This is a genomic window from Bordetella genomosp. 13 (assembly GCF_007679965.1).
Taxonomy (GTDB): domain Bacteria; phylum Pseudomonadota; class Gammaproteobacteria; order Burkholderiales; family Burkholderiaceae_B; genus Bordetella.
In genome coordinates this window covers 407,466-421,354 of the sequence record NZ_VEHL01000002.1, presented here as the reverse complement: position 1 = coordinate 421,354, position 13,889 = coordinate 407,466, and the positions used below count along the sequence as shown (strand labels likewise).

Here is a 13,889-nt window from a genome sequence, read left to right as displayed (position 1 = left end):
ATTACTCCGAGGCGGCTGCGACCAGGTTCTTGGACGTGGGCGTGCAGAACGGCGAGTCGACCCCGGCGATCTTGGCCATGGTGGTGTTCAGGATGAAATCGAACATCGCCGGCGGCGTGCTCGAGAAATAGGCGACCGGCGTGTGTTCGCTGGGCTTGGACAGCGCGGCGTACTTCTCGTTGGTCAGCTCGGTGCCGTTGGTCTTGGCCTTGGCAACCCATTCTTCGAAGCCCTGCTCCGAGGTGGCGTGGGCCTTGAAGCGCATGCCCGAGAAACCGCCGCCGCTGTAGTTCGCCGACAGGCCGGCGTAGGTGCCTTCCTCGCGGGCGATCAGGTGCAGCTTGGTGGTCATGCCGGCCATCGAATAGATCATGCTGCCCAGCTGCGGGATGAAGAACGAGTTCATCACCGAACCGGACGTGATGCGGAATTCGACGGGACGGTCCACCGGGAAGGCGATCTCGTTGACGGTGGCGATGTTCTGCTCGGGGTAGATGAACAGCCACTTCCAGTCCAGGGACACCACTTCGATGGTGACCGGCTTCTTGTCCGACTCGATGGGGCGGTAGGGATCCAGCGCGTGCGAACTCTGCCACGTCAGCACGGCCAGGATGCCCACGATGATGCAGGGCACGGTCCAGACCACGATCTCGATGGGCGTGGAATGGGACCACTTGGGCGAATACTTGGCGTTGGTGTTGGTGGACCGGTACTTCCACGCGAACCAGAGCGTCATGATGATGACCGGCACGACGACCAGCAGCATCAGGCCCGTGGCGGTCAACAGGAGATTCTTCTCCTGCATCCCGATGTCCCCTTTCGGGTTCAGGATTTCCATGGAACAGCCGCCCAGCAGCAGGGCGGCGCCGACGGCAAGCGCGCGTGCGGCAGTGGAGGCGTAAGGGGGGAGTTTCACGGGCGGCCCTAACAGACGATAAAGGTGCTGCCTTGCAGCAAAGCCGGGATGGTAGCCCGCGGCGGCGCCCCGCACATGCGACAGAAGGTCGCAGTCGCCACGGGGCAACAGCACCAACATGGTGCACCAAAGGGACGTAAGCCTAGGGAAAGCCCGCAGGGGTTAATCCGGGGGGTGCGACAAAAGGTCGCACCCGGGTTTCACCGCAGGGAAGATCAATCGTGGGGGATGGCGTCGCGCTCGGGACCGGGCTTCTTGGCCAGCTTGCGCTGCAGCGAGCGGCGGTGCATGCCGAGCAGCCGGGCGGCTGCGGAGACGTTGCCGTTGGTCTCGGACAGCGCCTGATGGATGTGCTCCCATTCTAGGCGGTGCAGCGGCGTCATGGCGCTTTCAATCGTAACGTTTTGCGGATCCAGCAGGCCCAGGGTGCGCAGGATCATGGGCGCGGTGGCGGGCTTGGGCAGGTAGTCGTCGGCGCCGCGCTTGATGGCCTCGACCGCCGTGGCCACGCTGGCGTAGCCGGTGACCAGCAGGATGCGCATGTCCTCGCGCAGCGCACGCAAGGGGCGGATCAGCGTCAGGCCGGAATCCTCGCCCAGCCGCAGGTCGACCAGGGCGAATCCGGGACGCATTTCTTCGGCCACGCGCAGGGCCTCGCCCACGCTGCAGGCGATGCGGGTTTCCAGGCCGTGGCGCGCCAGGCTGCGCTGAAGGGTGCGCAGGTACAGTTCGTCGTCGTCGATGAGTAGGCCGGGGCCGGACGGGTTCATGCAGGACTTTCCAGGGGTAGATCGAAACGGATACGGGTGCCTCCCCCTTCAGCCGCGGTCAGGGTCATCTCTCCGCCCAGTTGTTCCACGGTCGCGTGAGAGAGCGCCAGGCCCACACCCAGTCCTTGCGGCTTGCCGCTATGGAACAGGCCGGTGGCCGGCAGCAGGGGCCGGTCGGGATCGATGCCCAGGCCGTGGTCGCGCACTTCGCCGCGCAACGTGCCCCCCTGATATTCCAAGTGTAGTTCCACGCGCGGATCGCCGACTTCCTCGCCGGCGTCGGCGGCGTTGTTCAGCAGGGCCTGCAGCAGATGGGCGATGGAAGGCTCCACCCGCAGGGAAGCAGGCAGCGTGCCCGTGCGGCTGAGCTCGATGGTGGGACGCACCAGCTTCCATTGGCTGACCACGCGCACCAGGTCGACCTGGGTGGGCACCGCCAGGTTGCGGATGCGTTCGCGGCAAAGCGCAAGCAACTGGCGCAGCGTGGCCACGTCGCTGCGCATCTCGTCGCCCTGTGCCTGCACGGCGATCTCGTCGGCCAGCAGCGTCATGGTGGCCAGCGGGGTGTTCAGGTCGTGCGCCATGGCGGCGGCGTGCGTGGCCAGCGCCACGATGCCTTCGTTGCGGGTGAAGCGCTCGCGCAGCGCGGCCAGTTCGCGCTCGCGGGCGCGCAGGCCGCCCGCCAGCCGCGTCAGGAAATAGAACACCAGCCCCGCCGAGATGATGAAGTTGGCGGCGATGCCCCACAGCAGCAGCATGTGCTGGTCGTGCGGGCTGTCCAGCGGCTTGCCGAACACGGCCGATCCGGCATAGCCCGCCACGCAGGCCAGCGCCGCGGCGAAGGCCCAGCGCGGCGGCAGCGCCAGCGCGGCCAGCGCGATCAGCACCAGGAACAGCAGGCCGAACGGATTGTGGATGCCGCCGCTCCAGCCCACCATCCAGGCCAGCACGGCGATGTCGATCAGCAGGTGCAGGAATGCGACGCCCGGCGAAAGTTCTTCGCTGCGCGGCGGCAGCAGCGTGGCGTACAGGTTGAAGATGACCAGGAACAGCACGCCGCCCCACAGGGGCGCCAGCGGCAGCGAGACGTTCAGCGGGCCGCTGGCCACCAGCACGGTCGCGGCCTGCCCGGCGATGGCGACCCAGCGCAGGCTGCACAGCGTGCGCAGGAAGGAATTGGCGGAACTACCGGACGACATGGGACGGGCGGAAACGGATACGGGCGCGGACCTTGCGCGACCTGCCATTGTATGGCGAACCCGGCCTGGCCCGCCTGCGCAGGGCCGGGAAGGCGTTGCGGAACAGGGTCCGCCCAGGCGCGCCGGGGCATCGGCCCGGCATGGGAAACCCGCGCCGATGTCGCGTTTTGCGCATCGAGGGTACCGAAATATGTTGTTAATAGTTATCATTCCCAAAATCCCATGGAGTGTACGGAGTCCGCAGCCATGCGCAGCCCCCAATTGCCCCTGCACGATCACGCCGAATCGCTCTACCGCGAGCACCACGCGTGGCTGGCCGGTTGGCTGCGATACCGCATGGGCGGCGAAGAGGCCGCCGCGGACCTGGCGCAGGACACGTTCCTGCGCGTGCTGCTGGCGCAGGGCACGCCGGTCCTGGCGCAACCGCGCGCCTACCTGGCGACCATCGCGCGGCGCCTGCTGGCCAACCACCACCGCCACGTCGCGATCGAGCGGGCCTACCTGGACGCCCTGGCCGCCCTGCCGCCAGCCTTCGCTCCCAGTCCCGAGGCCCGCAAGGAGATCCTGGAGACCCTGTGCGCCATCGACCGCGCCCTGGACACCCTGCCCGCCAAGGTGCGCGAAGCCTTCCTGCTGGCCCAGCTGGAAGGCATGAAGTACGAGGACATCGCCCGGCGCCTGGGCGTCACGCCCCGCACCGTGGGCAACTACATGGAGCGCGCGGTGCAGGCCTGCTTCTTCGCGCAGGTGGGGGATTGACCATGCCGCCACGCCGCCTGGCCTCCCATGTCCGCCGGAACGCCGCGCGCAGTGGCGGAGCGGCGGCATGAGCTCCCTGGACCGCCCCAAGGGCGAATACCTGGGCGCGGAGCACGAAGGCACACCCGCGAGCGCCGCCGGCCAGCTGTACGCCGCGGGCCTGCCGCTGGCGCCGCGCGTGGCCAGGGAGGCCTCCCGCTGGTACGTCCTGTTCATGTCCGGCAAGGCCACCGAGGCGGACCGTCACGCCTGGCAGGACTGGCGCGACAGCCATCCCGACCATGCGCGCGCCTGGACGCACCTGTCGCAGGCCGATGCCCGGCTGCGCGGCGTGGCGGGGCCCGCCGCCTGCGAGGCGCTGTCCGCGGCGCGGCGCGGCCGGTCGCGGCGGGTGCTGGTCTGCGCCGCGCTGGCGGGCGCGGTCGGCGGCCCCCTGCTGTGGGCCGGCACGCGGGCGACCTGGCAGCGGCCCGCGCCCGGCTACGCCACGGGCGTGGCCGAGCGGCGAGAATTCGCACTGGCCGACCAGACGCGCATCCTGCTCAACGCCGACAGCGCGGTCGAGGTCGAATACGGCGCCAGGCGGGTCGTGCGCCTGCTGCGCGGCGAGGCCTGTTTCACCACCGGGCACGCGGGCCCTCATGCCCGGCACGACTTCGTGGTCGAGACGCCATTCGGTCAGGCACGCGCGCTGGGTACGCGCTTCATCGTCCGCCGCGACGAGGACTCGGCCCGGATCGCCGTGCTGGAAGGCGCGGTCGAATTGACGCCCGGGCGGGGCGGCCGGGCGCATCGCCTGGACGCCGGCGCCATGGCGCGCCTGACCGATGCGCAGGTGCAGCCCGCGCACGCGCTGTCGCCCGAGGCGGACAGTTGGATGCGCGGTGAACTCGCGGCCGACGACATGCCGGTGGCCCGTTTCCTGGCCGAGCTCGGCCGCTACCGGCCCGGCCTGATCTGGCACGACGATCGCGCGGGGGCGCTGCGCATCTCCGGCCTGTTTCCGCTGGCCGACACCGACCGGGCGCTGGATGCGCTGGGCCGGCTGCTTCCCGTGACGGTGCGCCGGGTCACGCCGTACTGGGTGATCGTGACGGCCGCGGGCTGACGCCCGCCGGCCATCCGCAAAAAAGTCCCTGGCGCTTTCCGGATTCCGGTTCTCGCGTGTCCTCTCATGTGAAAGAGGACCGACATTGCCCTACCCCATCGACTTCGCAAGCGCCTTGCGCCGGCCGCGGCGTGCCCTGCCCGGGACCTGGCTGGCGCTGGCCTGCGCGTTCGGCGCGCCGCTGGGCGCCATGCCGACGCAGGCCGCGTCGGCAGGTGCCGTCGCGCCGCAACGCGTCTACCAGGTGCCCGCCGGACCGCTGGTGCAGGTATTGCAGCAGATCGCCAGCCAGGCTGGCGTGCTGCTGTATTTCGATCCGGCACTGACGCGTGGCCTGCACAGCGCCGGCCTGCAGGGCGGCCATTCCATCGAGGACGCGTTCGAGGCCGTACTGGGCGTGCACGGTCTGCGGGCCCGGCCGGACATGCAGGACGGCTACCGCATCGAGCGCGCCGCCATTGTCTCGCTGGTCGAGCTGGACGCCATCGCCGTCAGGGGCGGATCGCCGGCCGCCGTCTCGCCATGGACGTCCGTGCGCGGGGCGACCAAGACGGACACGCCGGTGCAGGGCCTGGCGCAATCGGTCTCGACGATCGACGCGCAGGCGCTGCGCGCGCGCAATCCCGGCTCGGTGCCGCAGGCGCTGCAGTACAGCGCCGGCGTGCAGATCAACAACTACGGCGGCAACGAAGTCCGCAACGACTGGCTGGTGCTGCGCGGTTTCGACGCCAAGCTGGCCGGCGACTACCGCGACGGCCTGAGCCAGATGCCGTACGACCAGATCCGCGCGCGCGTACCCAGCTATGCGCTGGAAGCCATCGAAGTGCTGCGCGGACCGGTGTCGTCGCTGTACGGGCAGGCGGCCGCGGGCGGCATCGTCAACCGCATCACCAAGCGTCCGCCCGCGCAGTCCCTGGCCGAGGCCGGCCTGCAGGCGGGATCGTTCGGGCTGCGCCAGGGCTACGTGGACCTCGGCGGCCCGCTGGACGACGCGCCCGACGAATCGCTCGGCAACGCCTACTACCGGCTGACGGCCACCGCCCGGCGGGCAGGCACGCAGGACCGCTACGACGCGCGCCACCGCTACCGCGACGACCTGACCTACGTGGCGCCGGCTTACACGTGGCGCGACGCGGACACGTCCATCACCGTGTTGATGCACGGCCAGCGCGACCGCAATGACGGCGAGTCGCGCGCGTATTACCCCACGCGCGTGCTGACGGGCGATTACGGCTACGACCGCAACGAGCGTGAGGTGTACAGCGCCGGCTACCTGCTGGAGCACCAATGGACCGAAGGCTGGACGCTGCGCCAGAACGCGCGCTACCAGCAGGGCCGCCTGACGCTGCGCAACCTCTATCCGCTGGCGCTGGGCGCCGACGGCCGCACGCTGTCGCGCTACCAGCTCGCCGCGCGCGAACATGCCGACGGCATCGCCGTCGACAGCTCGGTCGAAGGCCGCCTGGCCAGCGCGGGCATGCTGCACACCGTGGTGGCCGGTATCGATTTCCGCCGCGTCGACGGCAGCCAGCAGTATCGCCAGGCGATGGCGCCGTCGCTGGACCTCGCGGCGCCCCGCTACGGCCTGCCCACCGTCTCGCCAGGACCGGAGCAGCGCGTGCTGGATCTGCGACAGGTCGACGGGCAATGGGGCCTCTACCTGCAGGACCAGGCGCAGGCCGGCCCTTGGACGTTCACGGCAGGCATCCGGCATGACCGGGCGGACCTGCGCACGCAGGACCGATTGGCCGGCACGCGCACCCATCAGGCCGAACGCGTGGGCACCGGCCGGGTCGGCGCCACGTACACCTTCGAGTCCGGCCTGTCTCCGTACCTCGGTTATGCCACGGCCTTCCTGCCGCAGGCCGGGGCGGGATATGACGGCCGGCCCTTCACGTCCGCCCGGGCGGCGCAGGCCGAGGCGGGACTGAAGTTCCAACCGCCGGGCCGCCAGGACCTGTACACGCTGGCCGTGTTCGACCTGCGCCAGCGGCGCGCGCTCACCCCCGACCCCGATCCCGCGCATGCGGGCTTCGACGTACAGGCCGGCCGCATGCGCACGCGAGGCCTGGAGCTGGAAGCCCGGGCCCGCCTGGATCCGTCCTGGGACCTGGTCGCCGCCTATACGTACAACGACGTGCGCATCCTGTCGGCCGACGGCCCCGCACAGGGCAAGCGGCCGGTCGTCACGCCCCGCCACATGGCGGCCCTGTGGCTGGATCACCGCCTGTGGGGCGCGCCCGGCGAGGGCTGGAGCGCGGGCGCGGGCGTGCGCTACCTGGGCACCACCTACGTGGATGCCTCGAACGCGATGAAGAACGACGCGGCGTTCATGGTCGATGCCGCCCTGCGCTATGAAACGCGCGCCTGGCGCCTGTCGCTCGACGCCGCCAACCTGTTCGACGCCGCCGCCGTGGTGTGTCGTACCGATCGCCTCAATTGCCGGTACGGCATGGCGCGCACGGTCTCCGCCACGCTGACGTACCGCTACTGACCCTTTCCGCCGCAAGGCCATCTCCCACCAGAAGAACGATGAACCACAGACGCCTTCCCCCGCCCGCCCCCGCCTATCGCGCGCTGCTGGCCGCAAGCGTGCTCGCCGCCTTGCAGGCCCAGCCCGCCGCGGCGCAGACTGAGCAGACCGCGCCGGCCACCCTGCCCACCGTGACCGTCACCGGCGCAGCTACCGACCCGGCCACGGGCCCGGTCCAAGGCTACGCCGCCGGCGCAACGACCACGGGCTCGAAGTCGGCGACAGCCTTGCGCGAGATTCCCCAATCGGTGTCCGTGGTCGGCGCGCAGGAGATGCGCGACCGCGGCGCGCAGACCGTGGCCCAGGCCGTCCAGTACGTGCCCGGTGTGCAGGTGAACAATTTCGGCGGGTCCGAAGTGCGCAACGATTGGATCGTGCTGCGCGGGTTCGACGCCAAGATCACCGGCGACTACCGCGATGGGTTGAATCAGCTGCCCTACGACCAGATCCGCGTGCGCATGGACCCCTACGCGCTGGAACGCGTGGAAGTGATACGCGGCCCGTCCTCGGTCCTGTATGGCCAGGTGGCGCCCGGCGGCCTGGTCAACCGCATCACCAAGCGGCCCACCCGCGATGCATTCGGCGAGATCCAATTGCAGGCGGGCAGCTTCGAGCGCCGCCAGGCAGCCTTCGACGTGGGCGGCCCGCTGGATGACGGCGGCAAATACCTGTATCGCCTGACCGGCATCCTGCGCGATGCCGGCACGCAGGACGAGTACGACTCCAGCCACCGTTATCCGGACGACCTGGGCTACATCGCGCCGGCCTTCACCTGGCAGCCCGATGCCGACACCTCGTTCACGCTGCTGACCCACTACCAGCACGACCGCACCGACGGCGAGTCGCGCCCGGTGTATCCGTTCCACACGCTGGTGGGCGACTACGACTTCAACAAATACGACCGCAAGACCTACTCGGTGGGGTACCTGTTCGAACGTCGCTTCAACAGCGGCTTCACGGTGCGCCAGAACGCGCGCTACCAATACGGCGACCTGGATCAGCGCGACCTGTACTCCCTGTCGATGCTGCCGGACGGACACACCATCCGCCGCTATGCGCTGGCATCGAAAGAGCATGCCGACGGCGTCGTCGCGGACAACCAGGCCGAATGGAAATTCGCCGCCGGCCCCACGCAGCACACCTTGCTGGCCGGCCTGGACTACCGCTTCCAGAACGGGCAGCAGCGCTACCGGCAAGGCCTTGCACCCAACCTGGACCTGGCCGATCCGCGCTACGGCCTGGACATCCCGTATCCGACCGCGGCGGGCACCATCATCGACCAGAAGGAGATCAACCGGCAGATGGGCCTGTACCTGCAGGACCAGATCAAGCTGGACAGATGGATGCTGACGCTGGGCGGCCGCCAGGACTGGGCGCGGGCCACGCGCCAGGACTACCTGGCCGGACAGACCACGCGCACGCAGGACGACGCCTTCACGGGCCGCGCGGGCGTGGCCTATCTGTTCGGCAACGGCCTGACGCCGTACGCCAGTTATTCCACGTCGTTCCTGCCGCAATCCGGCACGTCCAAGAGCGGCTCGCCGTTCGTGCCGACCAAGGGCGAACAGTACGAAATCGGCCTGAAGTACCAGCCGCCGGGCAGCCGCAGCCTGGCGGCCATCTCGCTGTTCGACCTGCGCCAGCGCAACGTGCTGACGCCCGATCCGACGGACCTGGCCTTCAGCGTGCAGACGGGGGAGATCCGCTCGCGCGGCGTCGAGCTGGAAGGCAAGGCGGAGCTGGCGCGCGGCCTGTTCCTGCTGGCCTCGTATACGTACAACGACGTCGAGGTCACGCGCAGCAACAATCCGGTCGAGCTGGGCCACGCGCCCATCGTGACGCCCCGCCACATGGCATCGGCGTGGCTGGACTACACGCTGCCCGCCAGCACGCTGGCCGGCCTGGGCATGGGCGCGGGCATACGCTACGTGGGCAAGACCTACGCGAACGTGGCCAACACGCTGGAGAATGGCTCGTCGGTGATGGTCGATGCCGCCATCCACTATGACACCGGGCCGTGGCGCTTCGCGGTGAACGCCAACAACGTGTTCGACAAGACGACCATCGTGTGCCGCAACAACACGCTCAATTGCCGCTACGGCCTGGAGCGCTCGGTGGTAGGCACGGTGGCCTACCGCTGGTAGCGCGAGGCGGGGCCGGCTAGTTCGTCAGTGCGCGCATCTCTGCGTACAGGTCGGCCTTGCCCTCGAAGCCGATGCCGGGCAGTTCGGGCAGGCGCACGATGCTGTTCTCGACCTTCACGCCGTCCGGGAAGCCGCCGTAGGGCTGGAACAGGTCGGGATAGGACTCGTTGCCGCCCAGCCCCAGGCCGGCCGCGATGGCCAGCGACATCTGGTGGCCGCCGTGCGGCACGCAGCGCGACGGCGACCAGCCGTTCTCCTTCAGCATGTCCAGCGTGCGCAGGTATTCGACCAGCCCGTAGCTGAGCGCGCAGTCGAACTGCAGCCAGTCGCGGTCGGGGCGCATGCCGCCGTAGCGGATCAGGTTGCGCGCGTCCTGCATCGAGAACAGGTTCTCGCCCGTGGCCATGGGTTTGTCGTAGTGGTTGGCCAGTTCGGCCTGCAGTTCGAAGTCCAGCGGATCGCCGGCCTCTTCGTACCAGAAGAGGTCGTACTGGGACAGCTCGCGCGCATAGGCGATGGCGGTCTTCAGGTCGAAGCGGCCGTTGGCGTCCACGCACAGGCGCTGGCCCGGGCCCAGCAGCTTCAGCACGGCCTCGATGCGCTTGCAGTCCTCCGCCAGCGACGCGCCGCCGATCTTCTTCTTCACCACGGAATAGCCGCGGTCCAGGTAGCTCTGCATCTCGCGCTGCAGGCCTTCGATGCCCTGCCCCGGCCAGTAGTAACCGCCAGCGGCGTAGACGAACACGTCGCGGTTGGGCTTGCCGTCGCCGTAGCGCTCGGCCAGCAGCTGGTACAGCGGCTTGTTCTCGATCTTGGCCACGGCGTCCCACACGGCCATGTCGATGGTGCCCACGGCCACCGAGCGCTCGCCGTGGCCGCCGGGCTTCTCGTTCATCATCATGGTGTCCCAGATCCTGTGCGGATCCAGGTTGTTGCCGGTGCCGTCCAGCAGGCTGTCCGGCGCGGCTTCCAGCACGCGCGGGCGGAAGCGTTCGCGGATCAGCGCACCCTGGCCGTAGCGGCCGTTGGAGTTGAAGCCGTAGCCGATCACCGGCTTGCCGTCGCGCACCACGTCGGTCACCACGCCGACCAGGCTGAGCGTCATCTTGGAGAAGTCGATGTACGCGTTGCGGATGTTGGACTTGATGGGACGGGTGGATTCGACGATGTCGACGATTTTCATGGCGCGGGTCCTGGTTTCCTGGAGATGGGCGGACGCCCTCTGCTTGGGGCACGGATGTGTATAGTGGCCGATCGGCGGGCCCGCGGCCAATGCCGCTTTTCTCTACTTCCATGCTTTGCGCGCATAGACCATGAATCTTTCCTGGCTGGAAGACTTTCTGGCCCTGGCGGCCACCGGCAGTTTCTCGCGCGCCGCCGAGGCGCGCCACATGACCCAGCCCGCCTTCAGCCGGCGCATCCGCGCGCTGGAGGACTGGCTGGGCGTGGTGCTGGTGGACCGCGGCACGCATCCCGCCACCCTGACCGAGACCGGCGCGTGGTTCCGCAACGTGGCGCGCGAGATCCTGGCGCGCGTGGAGCGCGTGCCGGACGAGGCGCGCGCCGTGGATGCCGCCACCTCGGCCACGCTGCGCTTCGCGGCCACGCACGCGCTGTCGCTGCATTTCCTGCCGCAATGGCTGCGCAGCCTGGAATCGCGCACGCCGGTGGGCCCGATCCAGCTGGCTTCGGACGTGCTGCAGCAATGCGAGGGCTGGATGCAGAACGGGCGCGTGCAGTTCCTGCTGAGCCATGCGCATGCGGACGCGCCGGGACGCCTGCCGCCTCAGGATTATCCGTCGGTGCAGGTCGGCGCGGACGTGCTGATGCCGGTATGCGTGCCGGGACGCGCGGGCCGGGCGCGCTGGAACCTGGCGGCGGGAAAGCGTGGCGGGCCGGTGCCGATATTGGCGTACAGCGCGGAATCGGGATTGGGGCGGCTGGTGCGGACCTTGTGCGCGGATGCACTGGACCTGGCGGGGGGCAAGCCGGTGTTCACCGCGCACCTGGCGACAGTGTTGAAAAGCATGGCGCTGGATGGGCGCGGGGTGGCGTGGCTGCCGCGCAGCCTGATCGAGGACGAACTGGACCAGGGACGGCTCGTGCCGGCCGGGCCCGAGGGCACGTGGATTCCGCTGGAAATCCGGCTGTATCGGCGCGCGGCGCCGGACACGGCGACGGCGGAGGCGTTCTGGGCGGCGGCGGGAGGACCGGCGTGACGGATGCACCGCGGCCGAACGGCCGAGCCGGTGCTCCGGGAGCCGGTGCTCCGGGCGCACGCGCTGAAATCCGGCGCGCGGAAGCTGCGGGAAGCGCCCCTCCTGCAGCCCGCGGACTGACCCCGCGCCGCCGGGCTCAACCCAGCGGCACGTCCACCCTGGACGACGACCGCGTGCCCGGCACGGGCTGCGTATCGCTGGGGTAGTACGTATGCACCAGCGACAGCTTCACCCGGTCGCTGGCATTGCCGCGCGCCGCATGCAGCGTGCGGCAATGGAAGAACACCACGTCGCCCGGCTCCAGCTCGGGGCAGACGGCGCGCTCGATCCAAGGCTGGTTCTCGGGCAGGTTCTGCAGGAAGAACTTGGCGCCATCGAATTGCGAGGGCTGGAACGCCGCGCTGTGCGAGCCCGGCAGGAAGAACAGTCCGCCATTGTCGGCCTGCTCGTGGCCCAGCGCCAGCCAGGTCGACACCAGGTTCTCGGCGCTGAACGACCAATAGCGGATGTCCTGGTGCCAGCCGGTCAGGCTGCCGTAGCGGGGATGCTTGGTCATCACGCAGTTGTGGTGCGTGGTGGACAGCACCGGCGTTTGCCCGAAGCAGGCGCGCAGCCAGTCGGCGATGCGGGGCGAGGTGGCCCATTGGCGATAGAGAGGATCGCGGCCGTAGGCGTCCAGCAGGCGCCGCACGGTGTGGCCCCCCTCGGCGTGGCGCGAGGCCGGCGCGCCGGGATACCGAAGGTCGGCCTCGTATTCGACAGGCGCGGCCGCCTGTTCCAGTTGGCGCTGCGACAGGTCGCGCAGGGCCTTCAACTCATCGGCGGCGGCAAATCCGCGCGCCACCACAAAGCCCTGCTCGCGCAGGGTGGCGACCTGTTCGGCAACCGTAGGCCCGGACATCTTGCTGTTCTTCCTCATGCTGGCGAGCCGGAAAAGGCGAACGGCCCCTGTAAACCGGCTGGGACACATCGTGTCCTCTTGCAAGCATACTCCTGTGACTGGCGTTCAGTCGGCGGGCCGGTCCGTCCCGATGCGCAGGCGCTCCTCGTCGCGTTCCTGGGTGACGTTGCGCACCCATTCGCGCCAGATGGCCACCAGCAGCGCCATCAGCACCGGGCCGACGAACAGGCCCACGATGCCCATGGTCTTGACGCCGCCCACCAGGCCGAAGAAGGTCGGCAGGAACGGCAGCTTGACCGGGCCGCCCACCAGGCGCGGGCGCAGGGTCTTGTCCACGATGAAGAGCTCGACCGTGCCCCAGACGAACAGCGCGATGCCGGCCGCCAGGTGATTGGATCCGACGAGGTACAGCGACACCAGCGTGAAGCACAGGGGCGCGCCGCCCGGGATCAGTGCCATGAAGCCGGTGATGACGCCCAGCAGCACCGGCGAGGGCACGCCGGCGATCCAGTACGCGATGCCCAGCACCACGCCCTCGCCCAGGGCGATCAGGCACATGCCGGTGACGGTGGAGCTGACGGTGGCCGGCACCACCCGCGAGAAGCGCTGCCAGCGCGCGGGCAGGATGCGTTCTCCCAGGATGTCCAGCTGGGAGACCATGCGGCCGCCGTCCTTGTAGACGAAGAACAGCGTGATCAGCATGAACAGCACGGTCAGCAGCAGCTGGAACACGTTGCCCGTGGCCGACAGCGCCATGCGGTAGATGTTGCCCAGGTGCTCGCCGCTGATCAGCTGGACCATCTCGCCCAGCGCATGCGGCGCGCCCAGGTAGGTCTGCCAGTAGGCGGCCAATTGTTCGCCCACGATGGGCAATGCCAGGATCCAGTTGGGCGCGGCCATGCCGTGCCGGTTGACCTCGAGCGCCCAGGCGAACAAGTGGCTGGCCTCTTTCACCGCATAGCTGAGCGCCAGGGAAATGGGCACCACCAGCACCAGCAGCACCACCAGCAGGGCGATGGTAGCCGCGACCGGGGTGCTGCCGCCGCAGCGGCGCAACAGGCGCGTGTAGACGGGCCACGTGGCCAGGCCGATGATCAGTGCGGCCAGCACGGGGACAAGGAAACCGCTGAGGAAGTACAAGCCTGCCAATACCACCAGCAGCAACAGCCAGCGGGCGATCAGCGAAGCGGGAAGGACTGTCTGCATAGACCACTTTCGAGGAGGTTCGGCCCGGACTTCGGAATATACCGAGTTTTGATAACCTGCCCCACCGCAGTTCCGTCCCTCGCGCGCAGCACGCCCGCGGCAGGCGTAATGCGCCCCGCAGCCGTACGCCCCGT

Annotated in this window: 11 protein-coding genes; 5 read left to right on the top strand and 6 right to left on the bottom strand. The window is 69.2% G+C overall.

Going from position 1 to position 13,889, the window contains the following annotated elements; genetic code table 11:
- Position 1: 1 nt before the first annotated feature.
- From cyoA to FS845_RS07795, 3 genes are all read right to left on the bottom strand, one after another.
- Complete coding sequence (gene cyoA, locus FS845_RS07805) at positions 2-916, bottom strand: ubiquinol oxidase subunit II (protein ID WP_260986206.1); 915 nt, start codon at positions 914-916, stop codon at positions 2-4.
- A gap of 215 nt (positions 917-1,131) precedes the next feature.
- Positions 1,132-1,686 carry a response regulator transcription factor gene (locus FS845_RS07800; RefSeq protein ID WP_144632319.1) on the bottom strand — a complete coding sequence of 185 codons (555 nt, stop codon included), beginning with the start codon at positions 1,684-1,686 and terminating at the stop codon, positions 1,132-1,134.
- Complete coding sequence (locus tag FS845_RS07795; RefSeq protein ID WP_144632315.1) at positions 1,683-2,885, bottom strand: ATP-binding protein; 1,203 nt, start codon at positions 2,883-2,885, stop codon at positions 1,683-1,685. The genes FS845_RS07800 and FS845_RS07795 overlap by 4 nt, the downstream gene beginning before the upstream one ends.
- Before the next feature lie 246 nt (positions 2,886-3,131).
- Between FS845_RS07795 and FS845_RS07790 the strand changes: the two genes are divergently transcribed.
- The 4 genes from FS845_RS07790 to FS845_RS07775 all read left to right on the top strand — a co-directional run bounded on the left by FS845_RS07790 (position 3,132) and on the right by FS845_RS07775 (position 9,429).
- A complete protein-coding gene (locus FS845_RS07790) occupies positions 3,132-3,644 on the top strand; it encodes a sigma-70 family RNA polymerase sigma factor (RefSeq protein WP_144632312.1) in 513 nt (170 codons plus the stop codon).
- Between the two features lie 67 nt (positions 3,645-3,711).
- Positions 3,712-4,752 (top strand): FecR domain-containing protein, encoded by a 1,041-nt coding sequence (locus FS845_RS07785; protein WP_144632309.1) that lies wholly within the window; start codon positions 3,712-3,714, stop codon positions 4,750-4,752.
- An 85-nt stretch (positions 4,753-4,837) separates the two neighbouring features.
- Positions 4,838-7,246 carry a TonB-dependent siderophore receptor gene (locus FS845_RS07780; RefSeq protein WP_260986205.1) on the top strand — a complete coding sequence of 803 codons (2,409 nt, stop codon included), beginning with the start codon at positions 4,838-4,840 and terminating at the stop codon, positions 7,244-7,246.
- A 38-nt stretch (positions 7,247-7,284) separates the two neighbouring features.
- Entirely contained in the window at positions 7,285-9,429 is a 2,145-nt protein-coding gene (locus FS845_RS07775) for a TonB-dependent siderophore receptor (protein ID WP_144632306.1), read from the top strand.
- Between the two features lie 16 nt (positions 9,430-9,445).
- Here FS845_RS07775 and FS845_RS07770 read toward each other — a convergent pair whose 3' ends face one another.
- Entirely contained in the window at positions 9,446-10,612 is a 1,167-nt protein-coding gene (locus FS845_RS07770) for a mandelate racemase/muconate lactonizing enzyme family protein (protein WP_144632303.1), read from the bottom strand.
- Positions 10,613-10,742: 130 nt separating this feature from the next.
- Here FS845_RS07770 and FS845_RS07765 point away from each other — a divergent pair, with 130 nt between their 5' ends.
- Positions 10,743-11,648 (top strand): LysR family transcriptional regulator, encoded by a 906-nt coding sequence (locus FS845_RS07765; protein ID WP_144632300.1) that lies wholly within the window; start codon positions 10,743-10,745, stop codon positions 11,646-11,648.
- Between the two features lie 136 nt (positions 11,649-11,784).
- Here FS845_RS07765 and FS845_RS07760 read toward each other — a convergent pair whose 3' ends face one another.
- Both FS845_RS07760 and FS845_RS07755 read right to left on the bottom strand, forming a co-directional pair.
- Positions 11,785-12,549 (bottom strand): phytanoyl-CoA dioxygenase family protein, encoded by a 765-nt coding sequence (locus FS845_RS07760; RefSeq protein WP_144632297.1) that lies wholly within the window; start codon positions 12,547-12,549, stop codon positions 11,785-11,787.
- Positions 12,550-12,654: 105 nt separating this feature from the next.
- Positions 12,655-13,755 carry an AI-2E family transporter gene (locus tag FS845_RS07755; RefSeq protein ID WP_144632294.1) on the bottom strand — a complete coding sequence of 367 codons (1,101 nt, stop codon included), beginning with the start codon at positions 13,753-13,755 and terminating at the stop codon, positions 12,655-12,657.
- Positions 13,756-13,889: the final 134 nt, after the last annotated feature.

Excerpts from the sequence above, each read along its gene's own strand:
- FS845_RS07760 (WP_144632297.1), bottom strand. The coding sequence starts at position 12,549 with ATGTCCGGGCCTACGGTTGCCGAACAGGTCGCCACCCTGCGCGAGCAG.
- FS845_RS07795 (WP_144632315.1), bottom strand. The coding sequence starts at position 2,885 with ATGTCGTCCGGTAGTTCCGCCAATTCCTTCCTGCGCACGCTGTGCAGC.
- FS845_RS07775 (WP_144632306.1), top strand. The coding sequence starts at position 7,285 with ATGAACCACAGACGCCTTCCCCCGCCCGCCCCCGCCTATCGCGCGCTG.
- FS845_RS07800 (WP_144632319.1), bottom strand. The coding sequence starts at position 1,686 with ATGAACCCGTCCGGCCCCGGCCTACTCATCGACGACGACGAACTGTAC.
- FS845_RS07755 (WP_144632294.1), bottom strand. The coding sequence starts at position 13,755 with ATGCAGACAGTCCTTCCCGCTTCGCTGATCGCCCGCTGGCTGTTGCTG.
- FS845_RS07765 (WP_144632300.1), top strand. The coding sequence starts at position 10,743 with ATGAATCTTTCCTGGCTGGAAGACTTTCTGGCCCTGGCGGCCACCGGC.
- FS845_RS07770 (WP_144632303.1), bottom strand. The coding sequence starts at position 10,612 with ATGAAAATCGTCGACATCGTCGAATCCACCCGTCCCATCAAGTCCAAC.
- FS845_RS07785 (WP_144632309.1), top strand. The coding sequence starts at position 3,712 with ATGAGCTCCCTGGACCGCCCCAAGGGCGAATACCTGGGCGCGGAGCAC.
- FS845_RS07790 (WP_144632312.1), top strand. The coding sequence starts at position 3,132 with ATGCGCAGCCCCCAATTGCCCCTGCACGATCACGCCGAATCGCTCTAC.